Genomic DNA, 17,064 nt, shown 5'->3' with positions numbered 1-17,064 from the left:
CTTCCAAGCCGTCTGTTAGCTACGGAGCAGCTTGGCCTTTACTCCGACCGGACTTTCACCGGCAAGTTGTGCCTAGCTTGGCTAGGCGCGCAAGTCTTAGACTGCAGCTAGTGTCATTCAACTAACGTGTCCCGTTCGTATTGATCTAATTGTAGTAACGAAATGAACTCGCCCGCGCTTGACCCCCCCATTTGAAACTCATGTACACATACAACGGCGCTATCGGACGCGTCAGCTTACCTGATTCGTACGCGGAGACTTGTCGGCAAATGTTTCCGGGGAACTGGAATTATCAGTTCATAGACTCTGTCGAAATCGTCTCGCATCCGTTGAATAATGCAAAATTTTGAAAACAATTGTTCAAAGCTGTTCGCAATTGCTTTGTTGGCTTTATGTCGTTCTCGTACCAGATGTTTTTAACAACCAGCGTCCCGGCTTTTCGCTCCGCGATTACCTCGGCTCGTCCGATGAGGCTTTCTCCGTATATTAGAGGCAACACATAATAGCCGAATTTCCGTTTGATTGCAGGCGTGTAAATCTCCCAGGTGTAATCGAATCCAAACAATTCGTTGATCAGTTTTCTGTCCCATATGAAATTATCTAGTGGGGCAATCAGCTCGCAGCGCCATTTCGGCGCTGGATTTTGCAGAACCGCTTCAATAAGCGGCAAGTCCTCCGCGCGGCAATAAAGTAAATCCTTCATTTGTTCCACGGCAACAGCAACAATGCGAGCTTCGTGCAACAGTTGGCGGAAAACCTCGTTGCGCTGCTCCGCTTTCAATCCCCATATGTTCAGCCAGGCATCAGATGCGCGATTCCATAAAAGGCCAACAGCGCCGATTCGACGCAGTACCCGCCACTTATGATGCTCCAGCTCGCCCTCCAGCGGCTCCGGCGCATTCAGCAGATTTGGCTGTATGTACTTCCCCGCGATATCGTAATATTTACGCGTTCCTTTTTTGTGATGTATAATCAACTCGCCTGTCGAGTACATCTGCTCCAGCACCGACCGGGATGAATTGTTTCCGCTGCTCCAGTGGATGGCCGACCGCCAAGCGAAATTCCCATCCAATTTTAGATCATCCGAACTTAGCGCACCGTGATTTTGGATATGAGCTCGTACATGCTCTATCAACGCTTCCATTTCGGGATAGCGCTTGGCATGTTGTCGGGCGGCCTGCCTGTACCGCTCAAAATACGGCCAGTCCTCGACAGGGATAATGGCCAAATTCTTGTCGGGATAATCGACAAGGATTCTATCTTGATACAGCAACTCGGCGAGCATGTTCTTGGTAAATCCTTTGATTCGCGACTGCAACACCAGTTCGGCGTTTTTTCCGCAAACATCGATGGGATCGTATTGAATACAACCGACCTGCCGCACAAAATCCAATACTCCCTGCTTTCCTTTAAAAGGATATTCGCCCAACAACCCGTGCTTCAATAGCAGAAATTGCCGTGCCTGGCGGTTCGTCAATTGGATCATGTACACATCGGCTCCTTAACGAAACAAATGGGAGCCGTTTGCACATGATGTTGGATGGCGAGATTGCTTATCTTAATAAAGTTACTATTTGCTTCTTTCCTTAATGATGGTATCCATTGGGGAGCTTCATTAGCAAGCCCCTTTCCTAATTTTCCAATAACCGAAAATTGCTCTTTTTCAATGATTTCAACCACGCCTATTCCCCCAATCCTTTGGAAAATGCAAAAAAAACAAACACACGTTCCTATAAAATATTACCATTATCTCGATCGTAAAAACAAGAGCTATTGAATGCTGCCCGTTAACGCAAAGAAGCTGCCGATCGCCGCGGCAGCTTCATCTAAGTTGTGTATTGAGCTAAAGTTTCCCGTTAGCTTAATTTTACACCCGCTTGGTGTTCCTCAACCCAAGTTCTGATATTGGAAAATAAGTTGGCTGGAAAAGTATAACTATACGTGTTTGCGACTTCAGAAGATATTCGACAGAATAACTCAAACGATAATGTTAGTGCTTTCCAACTGCTCTTCTGATCGTATCCTCCAAAAGAAAGCTTTAAATCGTCTATTACGTCTTTATCAGCCCATTCTTTGATAAACCTTCCTGCATGCCATGTATCAAATGTTGCTCCATGAGTGGCTTTTGCATGCCATTCTATCATTTGTAGCAGTAACTGCTTACAGTCTTTATCCCTTTGGTTGACTACCCAAAATTCATCTCGCAAGATTTGTTTTGCCACGTACAGACTGGCAAAACAAATCATGGTAACAACCTGCAAAAAAGCCTCTTGTGAAATGGGATTATTCTCAGGAGCAATTATGGTTTGTGGTACTAGCTTGTGTCCATTACTCGTCTTATCAAGTAGTATCTTGACGCCACGATGAAAACCTTGGGGAATCTGATCTAGATTAAGTGAACGTTCCAAATCTGAAATATGACGAAATAAAAAATCTACTTGCACACCTTGATCAAAGAGAACGAGTTTCTCAGGATCCCCATCAACGGTTCGAAACATAAAGTTTGTCCAGACCGTACCGATATCTAGTAGCCATCCGTCATTTTGTAGATAGTAATCTGGATTAGTTGAAAAGATGACGAGATCTAAATCGGAATATTCGTCAAACGGCTTGTCCACTCGCGCTCTTGATCCAACTATGTAGATCGTAATTATCTCCTCATTACTAAGTCCCCAGTCGGATATACGTTTTTCAATAATCTCATATATATCACTACGCATTGTTCTCCCCCCCAGTGTTTGGTTAAATGCCCATGTTAGCATATTAATCCATGTACCATCCAACAAATTTTTCCAAACGATTGTTGAGTTAAACTGCCCGTTAGTTTAACGCTATCGCCAGTCTACAACTATATTTTCTCAGTCTAATCCCACATGGCTTCGCAGCCACCACCATGGATGAAAATGGGGCTTGCAATTTTAACCTACCTTTGAATTAATTGAAGTAAGCAGATCAGAGGTCGAAAGTTTTTTGGTGTTCAAACCCGAAGTCTAATCTGGCCAATTGCAACCTCGAGGATCGCCGATTGTTGCCTTAAGCACGAGTATAAAAATTCCCTGAACCAGGTTGCATGATCTGCATACAACACAAAAAAAGGTAGTGACACTCCAAGGATGCTATTTTAGAAACATGCGCTGGCCTTGATGTTCATCAGGAGACTGTTGTGGCTTGTGTGCTGAAAGGTCCCTTGGACAAGAAGCCGAAACAAGAAGTAAAGACATTTGGTACGACAACAACCGAATTGCTTCAACTGCTGGATTGGTTAACTGAGTGCGAATGCGTCGAAGTCGCCATGGAAAGCACTGGCGTGTACTGGAAACCCATATGGAACATCCTTGAGGATGCCTGTAGACTGACCTTGGCCAACCCCGCAAAGATTAAGAATATGCCGGGCAAAAAAACCGACGTCAAGGATGCCGTATGGATCGCTCAACTCCATCGATGCGGACTCATTGAAGGAAGCTTTGTTCCTGATGAAAAAATCCGAGACTTGCGAGACTTGACCCGTTATCGTCGGAAACTGGTGCTGAACTGCACACAGGAGAAGAATCGCATACACAAGATCCTTCAAGATGCGAATATCAAATTGACGACATTCGTATCGGATGTGTTTGGTGTTTCGGGACGAGCCTTGTTAGAGTCCATTATCAACGGTGAAGTGTTAGAAGCAGAAGGCCTTCGAAAAATGGTCAAATTCGTTTACATCATAGACGAATGATCAAACGCCATTTGGATCACTTTCGCTATTTAGAAAAGGAAATTCAGGACTTGGAGCAGGAGATTGATACGTTAATACAACCGCATCATCAGGAAATCGAATTATTGGACACGATTCCTGGAATTAGTCAAGATGCAGCGGCGAGCATCTTGGCGGAAATCGGTCCGGATATGTCTAAGTTTCCTATTGATGCGCATTTGGCATCATGGGTCGGGGTCTGTCCTGCCAATAACGAAAGTGCAGGTAAAAAGAAAAGTAAGAAGAATCGACGAGGTAACAAAGGTCTAAAATCAGTCTTATGCCAAGCAGGGTGGGCCGCCATCAAATCCAAAAATACCCGGATATCCTCAGTTTACAATCGGTTATTGAAACGATGCGGCCCCCAAAAAGCTAACACTGCAATAGCACATCTTATGATTCGAATCATCTATGTGATGCTCCGGGATAAGGTGCCCTATCAAGAACTGGGGGAACGATATCTAGGATCGAAAGAAAAAACAGTTGATTACTGGGTACGAAAGATCCGTGAAATGGGATACCAAGTCGAGCTAACAGAAACAACAATCTGATCCATAATTTGGTATATCAGTGCTATGAACTCTCTTTTTTCGTTTCGTACTATGTCACTTTAAAGCGTTGAATTTATTTTCGTATAAAACAGCAGCAACGGCAAGAGCTTTGCGGACAGCGGCGAAGTGTCCGTCTGGGTAAATGATGCCATCGATTGGGCCGTATCGGCAGGTTATTCTTAACGGCAAACCGGGGAACCTTCTGGAGCCTGCCAGTGTTGTCTCCAGGGCGGAAGTTTCCGCCATGCTCGCGCGTGTGGCGCACCATTGGGGACAATGCTCTTTTGGGCTTGGAGCTCCGCGGCAATGTCAACCTGGAGTCCAAGGAATATACACTGCATCTTCAGATGGGGCTGGCGGACACTCTCCGCTGCAAAGCGGGATTCCGAATGAGGGTGTTGATCCATTTCCGGGAGACTCCTACTGGTTTGAAAGAGAAACAAAAATCGCACAGAAAGACCTAAAGATTCTTAAGGTCCGGAATGGGCGAGCCGCGGTATATTATAAGCATCACATCCAAAAAAACTTTCAGCAGGAAAGAAGGGGGAGCCATGAAAACAACGCCTGCCGCCGTAGGAACGGATAGAGCACCGGCAGCCAAAGAGGCTTTTTACCAAACAAAGCGGTTTCGGCAGAATATTCCGCTATTTGTCATGCTTATACCGGGAGTGCTTTATTATCTGATATTCCGCTACTTGCCTATGGGCGGTCTTGTGATTGCTTTCAAGAACTACAATTTTCACGATGGCATATGGTCAAGTCCGTGGGTGGGGTGGAAATATTTCGAGATTTTATTCCAGTCCCACGTCTCGCTGCAAATTATCTGGAATACCCTTACCCTGAGCGTTCTGAACCTGATCTTCGGGTTCCCTGCGCCGATTATTATCGCCATTGCCTTGAATGAGGTCCGGAAGAGCTGGCTGAAGCGCTGGATCCAAACCATTATTTATCTGCCTCATTTTTTGTCCTGGGTTATCGTTGCAGGCATTATCCTGACCCTGTTCTCCATCGACGGCGGCACCATCAACAAGCTGCTGGGCCAATGGGGGATGGAGCCGGTACCTTTCCTGTACCGCGCAAACTCATGGATCGCCATCTTTATCGGCTCCGGCATGTGGAAGGAGATGGGCTTCGGCGCTATTATCTATCTCGCCGCTATCTCCGGCATTGACCCTAGCCTGTACGAATCCGCGGGGATGGACGGTGCAGGCAAGCTTAGGCAGATTTGGCATATCACCCTGCCGGGCATCCGTTCTACGATTATCCTGCTGTTGATTCTTGGAATGGGCCGTCTGATGGAAGTAGGGTTTGATCAGGTTTACAATTTGCAGAATCCCACTGTCCTGCAGAAAGCAGAGGTCATCAGCACCTACGTGTACAAAGTGGGGCTGCAGCAGGCCCAGTTTGGCCTGACCACAGCCATGGGCTTGTTTGAATCCTTTGTCGGCCTGGTGCTTGTGCTGTCGGCCAATGCATTGGCCCGTAAATTCGATCAGGGATTATTCTAAAGAAAGGAGGGAAATCCTCTTGAGGGAATCCACAGGCGGAAAAATTTTTGTAATCTTTATTCACGTGATATTGATCATCATTTCGCTCACCTGCATCCTGCCATTCCTGCATCTGATTGCGCTGTCCGTAAGCTCGGGGCATGCGGTTGACCTGGGTCAGGTCTGGTTCTGGCCGGTGGGGCTTGATTTCACTGTTTACAGATACTTTTTTGAGAATACGCCGGCCTTGCGCGCCTTTACCAACAGCGTGATCATTACCTTATGCGGAACGGCCTTGAGCATGCTGGCCACGGTGCTGACGGCCTATCCCTTATCCCGACGTTACCTCTACGCCCGCAAGCCGATCACAACGGCCGCATTGTTCACCATGCTCTTCAGCGGAGGCATGATCCCTACATATCTGGTCATGAATAGCCTGCATTTGACCAATACTTACTGGTCCCTCTGGCTTGGCGGGCTGATCAGCACCTATAATATGCTGATTATGAAAAGCTATTTTGAGAGCATCCCGGGAGAAGTGGTGGATTCCGCCCAGATTGACGGCTGCGGCGAGATCCAGTTGCTCATGCGCATCATACTGCCCTTGTCTCTTCCCATGCTGGCTACGCTGACGTTATTCTACGGGGTGGGCTACTGGAACATGTTCATGAGCGTTATTCTTTACATCAATAAGACGAATTTGCAGAATCTTACTGTTATCGTTCAGGGGATGCTGCAAATTCAGGGGAACTTCAATGTGTCGGCCATGGATATGATGCAGCAGCAGGAAATGGTATCCGAAAAGCTGAAAGCGGTTGGGGTTATGGTTATGGTTGTGCCCATGCTGGTAGTATACCCGTTCCTGCAGAAGTATTTTGTCAATGGCATTATGCTTGGCTCTATCAAGGGTTAGCGGCAACAATGAAATCAATCATAGATTGAGGGGGATTCTACATGTTTGGACAAACATCCGCACCAAGAATGAAGATCACGTTGGCACTGGGAATGTCGGCGGTTATGGCAGCAGGGGCAGCTGGTTGCAGTCAAATAGAAGAAGGGACAAAAGGGCAAGCCGAAGGAAAAGCCATAATTACCGTTTCCAACTATGACAGGGGCAATATTCCCGCAGCGGAGGGAACTGTTGAGGACAACCGTTGGACCAAGTGGATCAATGAGCATTCTCCCGTTACGGCCAAGTATGTGCCGGTGGCCCGGGCAGAGGCAGTCAAGAAGCTGAATGTGTTGTTCGCATCGGGCAGTGCGCCGGATATTGTCAATGATTATGATACGGGGTTCCGGAATTCCCTGTACCAGCAGAAGCAATTGATGCCTCTGGACGATTACTTGAAATATGCGCCTGAATACCAGAAGCTGCTGGAAAAGTACCCCCAGCTTCGCAAAATAGGTACCAAGCCGGACGGCAAGCTTTACGAAATCGGCAAAATTAATGAGCCCCATCTGCAGAGTGTAGCCTTTATCCGGATGGATTGGCTGAAAAAGCTGAAGCTGGAGGTTCCGAAGACCACCGACGAATTGCTTGTCGTTCTGAAAGCATTCGTTGAGCAGGACCCTGACGGCAACGGGAAGAAGGACACTTATGGAACCAATATGAGCTACACCTCGGACGGCATGGTGGATTCCATGTTCGGCTCGTACGGCTGGAGAATCTCCAATGATGACAAAATTATCAGGACTTGGGATAATACTCTGGAGTCTCTTAAGTTCAAGAAAAGGTTATTTGAAGAAGGGCTTATCGATAAGGATTACCTAGCGGACAAGAATGGAGCCAAAGCCAAGCAGGATTATCTGAACGGAAAAATAGGTGTTTATCTTCCACCTGTTGTTAGCAACTGGTTTGAGAGTACGGTAACGGACCTCAAAACGCTCCGCAAGGTTGTTCCGGAGGCGGAGATTGCGCCGATGGCGCAGCCCAAATCTCCCATGGGGCAATTCGTTCATCATGTGGTCAATCCGGTTCAAATGACCACGGTGATCAATGCCGCGGCCAAAAATCCAAAGGCCGCTATGGAATATATTAACTTCATCATCAGGCCAGAGACCAGTCTGATTCTGAAAAAAGGAATTGAGGGAGAGCATTGGAAAAAAGGTGCGGACGGTTTTCCCAAGGTCATTGATCCTGCGAAGAATGCCAAGGAACTGGATTGGGCCATGGACTATTCCATGTTCTACTCGATCCCCGAGAATCCGCTTCTGATTTCCACCACTGCGTTCGACGTGAGTGATCCTGACCAGAAAGCCGGTCTGGACATGCTGAAGAAAGCCGACGAGTTTCTGCTTAATCCAGCGGCCCAGTATCCCGCGCTGAGTCACTATGAGCATATGCCTACTCTGTCGAGCGAGTTGGTAGTGATCAATACCAATGTCGACAAGGAAATGAAGGACATCTATGCCAAAGGCATTATCGGCGGGGCCAAATATACCCCTGAGCAGGCCGTTGCAGATGCCAAAGCTGCCTGGGAGAGAGGCGGCGGCAAACAGATTGAGGAATTCATGAATACCTGGTATAAAGAAAATAAGGACAGAGCCTTCCTGGGTAAGGATATCCTGGAGTTAGTCCGCTCCCAACATAAGTAAGGGCTAAGGGCCTGGAATAGGATGAATGCGGACTTGGTTCGACAAAGACCGGACCAAGTTTGCTATCGGAACATTTTATATGAGAAGGAGTATATGAATCATGACAAATGAAATGCTGCTTCAAAAAATCGGACTGGTAGTGGACAAGCTTATGAATCTGGTTGGCAGCGACTATTAAAGGGATAAAACCGTGGTCCAAGGCCGATACAAGAAAAGGGATTTGTCCAACGGCAACGGGATTTCGGAATTGAAGAATGGGACTGGCCTCAGGGCGTTGGTTTTTATGGTCTGTACAAGCTGCAGAAGTATTACAGTGATCACCGCTATATGGAGTTTTTTCAGAACTGGTATTCCCACAATTTGGAGGTTGGTCTGCCGTCAAAAAACATTAATACGACAGCCCCTTATCTGGCTTTGGTTTTGCTCCTGGATCAGCTTGAACCTTCCAACCATCTGAAGCGCTTCCTTCCTACGTAGACAGGTAAAATGAAAACCTTGTTTGCTTGGAAGGAAGCGTTTTATAATAAAATATGAAATTCAAGGGGGGAGCCGATTGCATCCGACAAGCTGGCCGGGGTATATAGCCGGAAAAATAAAGGGCAGCTTCAAGATCAAACTGATCGTGCTGCTCTCGTGTATGGTAACACTTGCCTTTGCCTTGGCAGGCTGGATGGTTTACCGGTCAAATATCCAGTTAATGGAGGATGAAATCAGCAAGCAGTTCTCCATCGCCAACGAACAGGCTTTGGCCAGACTGGAGATGTCCTTCCAGGAAATCAACCGGGTATCCCAATCCATTATCCTGAATCCGTACATCGAACAGTTCCTCAGGGAGAATATCGTTCCCGTAAGCGATTCCTACACCCAATTCAAGAACCGCAAGTATGTGGAAGAGCAGTTGAATATGCTGCTGGTGGATGCGCCATCCATCCGTTCCGTTTTCCTGTACAATGAGAACGGGGAAATGACGGTTCTCTCCAAAACCGGTGCGTCGGGAGAGCCGGGAACAGATGACTTGACCAGGATGATGGAAAAGCTTAAGCCCCATCGGGGGAATATGGTCTGGGGCCGTGCCGAGGCGGCCAGCACCATTGATCCGGACGGCCGCAGAACGGTTCTGGTTGCTGCCCGACGGATGCTCAATGAGAAGCTGATCCCGTACGGCACCATGGTGATAGTGATGGAGGAAAGCCTGATATCCAAGGTGCTGCGGGATCTTACGGAGAACGGCAGCGGCAAGGTGCTGCTTTTGGAGCCTATGGGCGGTATGCTCTACTCCAATACCGACCAGAGCGAGATGGAGCAACTCTTGCAGCTGACAGAGACAAATTATCCCCGTTATGTCAAAATGAATGGCATCACCTATCTGTTTGTCCGCCACGAGCTGATTCCGGCAGGCTTTACCCTATACGGAGGGGCTTCCTTGCAGGAGATACAGAGGAAAAATAAAGACATCATCCAGGTATTGGCATTTGCCGGAATCGGCGTGATCCTGCTCAGTGCACTGCTTATTACGATTTCCACCAGGACGCTCCTGACTCCTCTGGCCCATCTGATGCAGGGACTGCGTATGCTGCGTTCCGGCGATTTCACGGTCCGTGTCAGAGTGGATTCCGGCGATGAGCTGGGCTACATCGGAGACAGCTTCAACAGCATGGCGGAGCAAGTGAGCGAGCTGATCAATAAGGTATATTTGGCCCAGATCAGCCAGAGGGAATCGGAGCTGAAGGCCATCCAGGCACAGCTGAACCCCCATTATCTGCACAACCTGTTCAATGAGCTGTATTGGAAGCTGTACAGCAACGACCAGGAGGAGGCGGCGCTTCTTATCAACGCCATCTCGGAGATGTTGAAGTATTCCCTTAAATCTGTCCAGACTGATACGACTCTTGGCGAAGAGCTGCATCAGATCCGCAATTACATCAAGATCCAGACAGAACTGTTCACCGGCGAGATTGAAACCATTATTCAAGCTGAGGATTCCCTGCTGAATCTGCGGATGATGCGATCCCTCTTGCTGCCAGTGGTGGAAAATGTTTTTGTGCACGCTTTCCGTGATATGGAGAAAGACCGGGTGCTGCGGATTAAAGCGTTCCTGATAAATGAGGCACTGCATATCGAGGTGGCTGACAACGGATGCGGCATGGATAAAGAAACCCTGAAAACCTTGACGGAGGCGGAGGCGGAGGCTGTGCTGCCGGACGGCAATAAGACGGGAATCGGCTACAAAAGTGTGCTGCGGCGCATTCAACTGGTATACGGACCCGCATACGGAGTGGAAATTACCAGCAGTAAAGGGAAAGGAACGGTTGTTCACATGACGCTTCCTATTAAATCCGGGACACTGGGGAGTCATGAGGAGGGGAACGGATGAAGGGCAAGCTGTTTATTGCAGAGGATCAGCCCAACTTCCGCAAGGGGCTACTGAAGCTGGCAGGGAAGCGGTCCGCCGAGTGGGTGATGACGGGGGAAGCGGCCAATGGCCGGGACGCCTTGTTAATGATGGAGAAATGTGTCCCGGATCTCTTGCTGACCGATATCCGGATGCCCCATATAGATGGTCTGCAGCTGGCAGAAGAAATCAGAAGCCGCGGCTGGCTGACGAAGATTGTGATTGTAACCGGATTCAAGGATTTTTCGTATGCCCAGTCCGCCGTCAAGTTCGGGGTGCTGGACTTTATCACGAAGCCTTGTGTGGAAACGGATATATTAAGCGTACTCGACCAGATTTATTTGCAGCTGATTGAAGAAAGCCAGTCCCAGCTCTTGGTGGAGGGTTGGAAGCGCCAGCATGAAGACAGCGAGCTGCGCTCGGCTATTATGGGCATGCCCTATAGCGGCGAAGAGGTGGAGACTCTGCTGAAGCGGATGAAGCAATGCGAGCTGCATTTTCTCCGTTTTCCTACCTATTTCCCCCCGGAGAAGCATTATTCCACCCAGGATGTGCCGCTTTTGCAGTTTGCTTTCGCCAATATTGCCGGGGAGCACTTGAATAAATGGTTTCACGGCGGCTTTCGCCTGTTTCCCTTGAACGCATCGGAGTGGGCTTTATTGGTGGACCGGAGTGCTTCCCGGCCGGATACATCCCCCTCATGGCTGCAGATACTCACCGATTCGGTCCATCATTACCTGAGGCTGGCTCTTGAATGCAGCGGACAAGGGATATGCGCCAGCACGGAGGAATTGCGCCAGGGCTACAGAAGGTATTGCCGGGAAGGGGACAGGGACCACGGTTCTGCCAATGAATCACTGCTCAACCAGACGGCGCTTTACGAGAAGGAGAAGGAAATTATAACTTGGCTTATGTCGGAGGATAACAGCCGGCTGATCCGGGAGCTGCAGGAGCAAGCCGTTCGGATCAGCCAATTGCCCACGCAAACCGCCAAGATCGAAGCGTTGCTGCTGGCTGCTGCCATTCTCCGGCTGGTGCAGGTCCAGTTTCCCGAATGGCAAATGGCCGTGCGCCCCATAGAGTGGGATTCTGTCTACAAATGTGCGACGCCGGAGGATATTGCGGCATGGCTGCAGGGATACATCCATGAATTCCTGCAGTCCCACAATAACTGGCTTGCCAGCAAGAATGATAACCCGGTCAAGCAGGCCATCCGGTTTATTGAAGAATCATACATGGGGGTATGCGGCTTGGCCGAGGTGGCTGCCCATGTCCATCTCAACCACAGTTACTTCAGCAATCTGTTTAAAAAGGAAACCGGGGAAAGTGTAACCGGCTATATCCAGAACCTGCGCGTACAGAAAGCAAAGCTTCTGCTGAAAAGCACAGATATGAAAATATTCGAAATTTCCGAGGCCACCGGCTTCAACGACTCCAATTATTTCACGCATATGTTCAACAAAATAGCGGGAGTCTCCCCCAAAGAATACCGCAAGCAGATGGCCGACCAGTGACTCTTCCAGGAAAAATGTTTCATTTACACCGTACCAAACCGGGTTAGTATGAATTTCTGAAGGAACTTCATCTACTGGCAGACAAGCATCGCCAGCCGAATCATGGGGAGTGGAATTGTGGGAATCCGTTTTGTCAAAACGGCGGCTGCCTGCACCGGATCGTTTTCCAGAGGATTTTTGATAACTCAACCGAAGAAAATAAGAAACTCAAACTAACTCTAGATCGCTTCATTATAGTCACAAAAAAGAATCAGAATCAAGAAATATAGAAAAAATAATTAACGACATAAAATGTCCTAACAAATCAAAACGAATAAGGCAAGAATTGCGAAGTATGAATTCGTTCACGCCACTAAGTGTATCTATGAGAACTTTCGAAAAGCCTCAAACAGAACAACAAATATTTTACGAAGTTACGTCGATGTCTAATGACACAAATGTGCCTACATAACATACCCGAAGAAAAGCTTGAGAAATCAGCCTTTTTATTTTTTATGTAGGGAGATTTGTGTCATTGGAAAATGCACAAATCTCCCTACATTGTCGAATAGTGACACAAAACAACCTACATTATAGCGAAGTATAGTTGCTCAAGTTATGTTGGCGGATCGATCGGTGAGGCTTGTTTCCACGGCATTCATTTTGAGAACGCTTTATTTACACCGAAAGGCGCTAAACGACGCTCAAGCAGTTAGCCAATTTACGATGGGGTGCATTCCCTATTCCCAATACCGAGTGATAAAGGGAAACTACCGGGAGCGGGAAGGAGGAAAAACAATCTTTGCGTTGAACAGGCCGATTTCCATACGAGCGATGCTGCTAACCGTTTTTTTACTTCTTATGCTGTTTCCTTTGGTCGTCATCACCTATATCACGTACGAGAAACAAAACGGGATTTTTCAAAAGCAGGTCAGCCAATATTTGCTGCAGTCCGTCAGTCAGACCCAGCGAGCGTTGGAAGCGGATCTTACGGAGATCGACCGGCTTACTTGGCCCTTGCTGTATCAGCGCCCGCTCGATTTTCTGGACACGCCCATCAATACCCCGTACTTGCTGCAGGAAGCGAATCAGAAGTTCAAAGAGTTGATGTATTCGGACCTGCTGCGGGGCCGGTTGGATCATATCCGCGCTGTTTATTTGGTCACCCCGAACCGAACGGTGCTGTCCACGGACAACGCCTTTCAATCTTACGAACAGTTGGATGTCGGAAATTTCAACCATATCGTCGAACAGATTCAGAAGAAGCCGCTTAAAATGAGTTGGTTCAGCGACAAGTGGGCGATTTATCGGGCCAAGGACGGCTTTAAGACCCCGGTGCGCGATTCCGTGACGGCGGCGAGGCAACTCATCGACAGCAATACGTCCGAACTGAGAGGGTATCTGTTCATCCAATTGAATGATCGCTTTATCGACGATAGTCTAGCCCCAGTCCGAATCGGTTCGACCGGGGCTCTCATGTTGTCCGACGCTGCGGGGGACGACATTTATCGGCAGCAGTCGGCCTTGTTCGATGAGCCGGGCATTGAGGGTTTGGTGAAATCGCTGTCGCATCCCGCAAAGGCAGTCAATAAATTCGCGGGGAAATGGTTGACGGCCCACGAAACGTCTGCAGTAAGCGGCTGGAGAATGACAGCGGTTGTTCCGTTAAACGAGCTCATGAGCCCGAATCAGAAAATTTTGAAATACTTGCTCGTCATGGCGGGTTTGGGCGCGGTCATCTTCACCATTGTGTCCGTTCTCATGGCAACCGCGATATCCAAGCCGGTCATCAATTTGGCCAAGCTGATGTCGTCACCTTCAATCGACCAGCTGCAGGTGCGTGAAATCCAGGGTTCCGTTCAGGAAATCGGCGTCCTGCAGCGCAATTTCAACCGATTGATGCAGCGGATTCAACAGCTGATCCAAGAGAACGAGCAGCAGGAGAAGGAGAAGCGGAAGGCGCTGCTTCAAGCGCTCCAAATGCAAATCAAGCCGCATTTTCTGTACAATACGCTCGACACGATCTACTGGATGTCGAAGAAGCACAAGGCGGAACCGATCAGCAAGCTTGTGACCGCGCTGGGCAAGTTTTTCCGGTTCACCTTGAACGCGGAGCAGGAATGGACCACTTTGCAGATGGAGCTCGAGCATATCGAAAACTATTTGCAAATTCAATCATTCCGCTACCGGGATCGGCTTCAATATGAAATCGTCGCCGATCCGGATACGAAGGATACGAGAATTATGCCTCTTCTCCTGCAGCCGATTGTCGAGAACGCGCTCGAACACGGTATATCCAAGGTTGGCGGGGGCGGCCAAGTCACGATCCGCGCCTTCAAGAAGGGCGAATGCGTAAACATCGTCATCCACAATACCGGGCGGAAAGTCGATATGGAGCGGGTCAGCCTTCTTTTACAGGAATCGTCCAATGAGCATCTGGGGCTTCGCAACGTCCAGCAGCGCATTTCCCTGGCATTCGGCCAAGATTACGGCATCCGTCTGGAAGCGGGCGAAGCGGAAGGGACGGCGGTAACGGTTTGCATTCCCCACAACGAATTGAATTAGATATCGGCGCTGAGGAGGGGACGGCTTGAATCGCAGGAAGTACAACAGGTTGATCATCGTTTCTTTCGTCTTGCTGTTCGTCTGGGCAATGAGCGGAACCATGCTGCTGAATCTCGAGACTGCGGATTCGACGGCTCCTTCGGAGCCGGTTCGCAAAATCAAGGTACTGATCCGTACGGGAACCGAGTCTGCAGCGTTGCGGCAGCTGCTGGCACCATTCGAAAACGATACGGGGATCAAGGTCGAATTCATTGAGATCGGTCGCGACGGTTACTTTACAGCTGTAGGTACGCAACTGCTCGCCGGTTCGAACACGTTCGATATCGTCTTCGTCCCGAACACGTCTATCGCCCAGTTTGCTTCGGCGAAAGCGATCGCGCCTTTGGACGGTTACATAAGCAGTGCGCAATCATCCGATCCCGAAGGGTTCGATCTCGACGATTTTCTGACGGTGTATCGCTACAAAGGTTCGATCTATGCTTTGCCCACGGACATCAGTACGCATTTTCTGTACTACCGCAGCGATTTGATTCCGAGTCCACCCGATACCTGGGAGGAAGTGTACGAGACCGCAAAGAGATTCTCGCAATTCGGGAACCCGAAGTCCCCTACGAGATGGGGGCTGGCGATGCCGGGCGTCGTTCCGGAAGAGCGGACCAAAATATTCGCCTCCTTGCTGTGGTCTTTCGGCGGGAACTTCCTGGAGGAAGACAGTGGCAAGGTGCTGCTGGATTCGGAAGCATCGGTCCGTGCCGGAGACTATTTGCAGCGGCTTGTTCGGGATAAGATTGTGCCGGACAATCTTCTGTCCTGGGATTTCGTACGGACGAGGGACGCTCTCTTGTCCGGGGAAGCCGCCATGGCAGCACCGTATTGGAACTCGGCATATCCGACGATCAAGCTAAGCGACGGCCCTTACGCGGGCTTCATTCGGATCGCGTTGCTTCCGGGGAGGAAAGGCAGCGACGGAAGGGTTCAACGCATTCCTTTCCAGCACGGCTGGACGCTGGCGATCAACGCGAACTCGGACAACAAGGAAGCGGCGTGGAAGTTTCTCGCATATGCCACCGGTAAACGCGGGGGAATGATCTACGCCGATGCCGGCGGCGTGCCGGCGAGACGTTCGCTGCTCGGCGACCCGGCGTTCCGGGAGAAACGCCCTGATTTTTCGCTCATTCTGGAATCAATGAAGATGGCCGAGAACGAGCCGTCGGTTACCTACTATCCGGCAATGGTGAATGCGGTGGAACGGGCTCTCGCCAAAGTCGTGACGCTGTACGAAGAACCGCAGGACGCATTCCGGGAGGCGTCCACCGATCTGCGCCGTCTGGCGGTGCGGGCGACTCCGTGAAAGGAAGGGGATCAGGTTGGCTAACGCGGAATACCGCGCGATGATTATCGATGATGAAGCCTGGATTCGGGAAGGACTATGCGAACATATCGAGTGGAAGAAGCTCGGCATCGAGCTCGTTAACGTTTTCGAGGACGGCGCCGAAGCGCTTGCTTATTTGGAGAAAGACCCGGTTGACATCGTCTTGTCCGATATACGCATGCCCAACATGACCGGGCTCGAACTGGTGGCCCGGCTTCGCGTCAGCGGCCGCGTAGACGGGGGAGCCGGCGCGGTCACGGTCAAAGACTTGTCCGGCATCAAGGTGATCTTCTTGAGCGGTTATGGTGATTTCCAATACGCGCAGGAAGCGCTGCGGCTGGGAGCGGTCGATTATTTGCTCAAGCCGACAGAGGTGGAGGAGATTGAAAACGCCCTGTTGAAGGCCAAGGCGCTTTGCGCTTCGGACAGAGTTTCTCCGTCCAGAATGCCGGGCGCCATTGAGCCATTGGAGGAACCGAGCTCTTATTTGATCAAGAAGGCACTGAACTACATTCACGCGCATTTTGCCGAAGAGGTTCATTTGGCGGAGATCGCGGGCGAGTTGTTCGTGACGCCGAACTATTTGAGTCGATTGTTTCGCCAGGAGACCGGACGATCGTTTATCGAATACTTGTCCCGGATACGCCTCAATAAAGCCTGCAGCCTGCTGACGGAGGGCAAGCTGAAAATCTATCAAGTGGGAGAAGCGGTCGGCTATCCGAATCCGCGATATTTCAGCGAGTGGTTCCAGAAAAATATGGGCATGTCGCCGGGAGATTTCCGGAAAAGGCAAATATGAAAGCGGTTCAAAATTGGGCGAAAAAGCGGACGAAAAGATAGATTCGCCTCATTATATCGATTATCCCGATCGAT

At 49.5% G+C, this 17,064-nt stretch carries 16 protein-coding genes; 12 read left to right on the top strand and 4 right to left on the bottom strand.

Annotated features, from left to right (window positions below; translation table 11 throughout):
• Window positions 1-292: 292 nt before the first annotated feature.
• The 3 genes from ACFQ0C_RS16765 to ACFQ0C_RS16755 all read right to left on the bottom strand — a co-directional run bounded on the left by ACFQ0C_RS16765 (window position 293) and on the right by ACFQ0C_RS16755 (window position 2,720).
• A complete protein-coding gene (locus ACFQ0C_RS16765) occupies window positions 293-1,486 on the bottom strand; it encodes a winged helix-turn-helix domain-containing protein (protein ID WP_379368221.1) in 1,194 nt (397 codons plus the stop codon).
• Window positions 1,483-1,680, bottom strand: a complete 198-nt coding sequence (locus tag ACFQ0C_RS16760) for a hypothetical protein (RefSeq protein ID WP_379368220.1) — start codon at window positions 1,678-1,680, stop codon at window positions 1,483-1,485. Before ACFQ0C_RS16760 ends, ACFQ0C_RS16765 begins: the two co-directional genes overlap by 4 nt.
• 176 nt (window positions 1,681-1,856) lie before the next feature.
• Complete coding sequence (locus ACFQ0C_RS16755; RefSeq protein WP_379368219.1) at window positions 1,857-2,720, bottom strand: aminoglycoside 6-adenylyltransferase; 864 nt, start codon at window positions 2,718-2,720, stop codon at window positions 1,857-1,859.
• Between the two features lie 443 nt (window positions 2,721-3,163).
• Here ACFQ0C_RS16755 and ACFQ0C_RS16750 point away from each other — a divergent pair, with 443 nt between their 5' ends.
• Together ACFQ0C_RS16750 and ACFQ0C_RS16745 are read left to right on the top strand one after the other, a co-directional pair.
• Window positions 3,164-3,718, top strand: coding sequence for an IS110 family transposase (locus ACFQ0C_RS16750; RefSeq protein WP_379368218.1), 555 nt, complete (start codon window positions 3,164-3,166; stop codon window positions 3,716-3,718).
• Between the two features lie 50 nt (window positions 3,719-3,768).
• On the top strand, window positions 3,769-4,287 hold the full coding sequence (locus tag ACFQ0C_RS16745; protein ID WP_379368217.1) for a transposase: 519 nt from the start codon (window positions 3,769-3,771) through the stop codon (window positions 4,285-4,287).
• 54 nt (window positions 4,288-4,341) lie between these two features.
• Here ACFQ0C_RS16745 and ACFQ0C_RS16740 read toward each other — a convergent pair whose 3' ends face one another.
• Entirely contained in the window at window positions 4,342-4,476 is a 135-nt protein-coding gene (locus ACFQ0C_RS16740; protein ID WP_379368216.1) for a hypothetical protein, read from the bottom strand.
• Window positions 4,477-4,505: 29 nt separating this feature from the next.
• Between ACFQ0C_RS16740 and ACFQ0C_RS16735 the strand changes: the two genes are divergently transcribed.
• The 10 genes from ACFQ0C_RS16735 (at window position 4,506) to ACFQ0C_RS16690 (ending at window position 16,990) form a co-directional block, all read left to right on the top strand.
• The gene (locus ACFQ0C_RS16735; protein WP_379368215.1) at window positions 4,506-4,751 is read left to right on the top strand and encodes a P-loop NTPase family protein; all 246 of its coding nucleotides are present in this window, start codon (window positions 4,506-4,508) and stop codon (window positions 4,749-4,751) included.
• An 87-nt stretch (window positions 4,752-4,838) separates the two neighbouring features.
• A complete protein-coding gene (locus ACFQ0C_RS16730) occupies window positions 4,839-5,795 on the top strand; it encodes an ABC transporter permease (protein WP_379368225.1) in 957 nt (318 codons plus the stop codon).
• Between the two features lie 19 nt (window positions 5,796-5,814).
• Window positions 5,815-6,687, top strand: coding sequence for a carbohydrate ABC transporter permease (locus ACFQ0C_RS16725; protein ID WP_379368214.1), 873 nt, complete (start codon window positions 5,815-5,817; stop codon window positions 6,685-6,687).
• A gap of 41 nt (window positions 6,688-6,728) precedes the next feature.
• Window positions 6,729-8,369, top strand: a complete 1,641-nt coding sequence (locus ACFQ0C_RS16720; RefSeq protein WP_379368213.1) for an extracellular solute-binding protein — start codon at window positions 6,729-6,731, stop codon at window positions 8,367-8,369.
• Between the two features lie 204 nt (window positions 8,370-8,573).
• Window positions 8,574-8,846, top strand: coding sequence for a glycoside hydrolase family 88 protein (locus ACFQ0C_RS16715; protein WP_379368224.1), 273 nt, complete (start codon window positions 8,574-8,576; stop codon window positions 8,844-8,846).
• A 76-nt stretch (window positions 8,847-8,922) separates the two neighbouring features.
• Window positions 8,923-10,743 (top strand): cache domain-containing sensor histidine kinase, encoded by a 1,821-nt coding sequence (locus tag ACFQ0C_RS16710; RefSeq protein WP_379368212.1) that lies wholly within the window; start codon window positions 8,923-8,925, stop codon window positions 10,741-10,743.
• Window positions 10,740-12,275 carry a response regulator transcription factor gene (locus ACFQ0C_RS16705; RefSeq protein ID WP_379368211.1) on the top strand — a complete coding sequence of 512 codons (1,536 nt, stop codon included), beginning with the start codon at window positions 10,740-10,742 and terminating at the stop codon, window positions 12,273-12,275. Before ACFQ0C_RS16710 ends, ACFQ0C_RS16705 begins: the two co-directional genes overlap by 4 nt.
• Window positions 12,276-12,890: 615 nt before the next feature.
• On the top strand, window positions 12,891-14,819 hold the full coding sequence (locus tag ACFQ0C_RS16700) for a sensor histidine kinase (RefSeq protein WP_379368210.1): 1,929 nt from the start codon (window positions 12,891-12,893) through the stop codon (window positions 14,817-14,819).
• Window positions 14,820-14,844: 25 nt separating this feature from the next.
• Window positions 14,845-16,170, top strand: a complete 1,326-nt coding sequence (locus tag ACFQ0C_RS16695) for an ABC transporter substrate-binding protein (protein ID WP_379368209.1) — start codon at window positions 14,845-14,847, stop codon at window positions 16,168-16,170.
• Window positions 16,171-16,186: 16 nt separating this feature from the next.
• Complete coding sequence (locus tag ACFQ0C_RS16690; RefSeq protein WP_379368208.1) at window positions 16,187-16,990, top strand: response regulator transcription factor; 804 nt, start codon at window positions 16,187-16,189, stop codon at window positions 16,988-16,990.
• Window positions 16,991-17,064 lie beyond the last annotated feature (74 nt).

It is taken from the genome of Paenibacillus sp. GCM10027630 (genome assembly GCF_042676305.1).
GTDB lineage: Bacteria > Bacillota > Bacilli > Paenibacillales > NBRC-103111 > Paenibacillus_S.
This window is presented reverse-complemented; position numbering and strand designations above follow the sequence as displayed.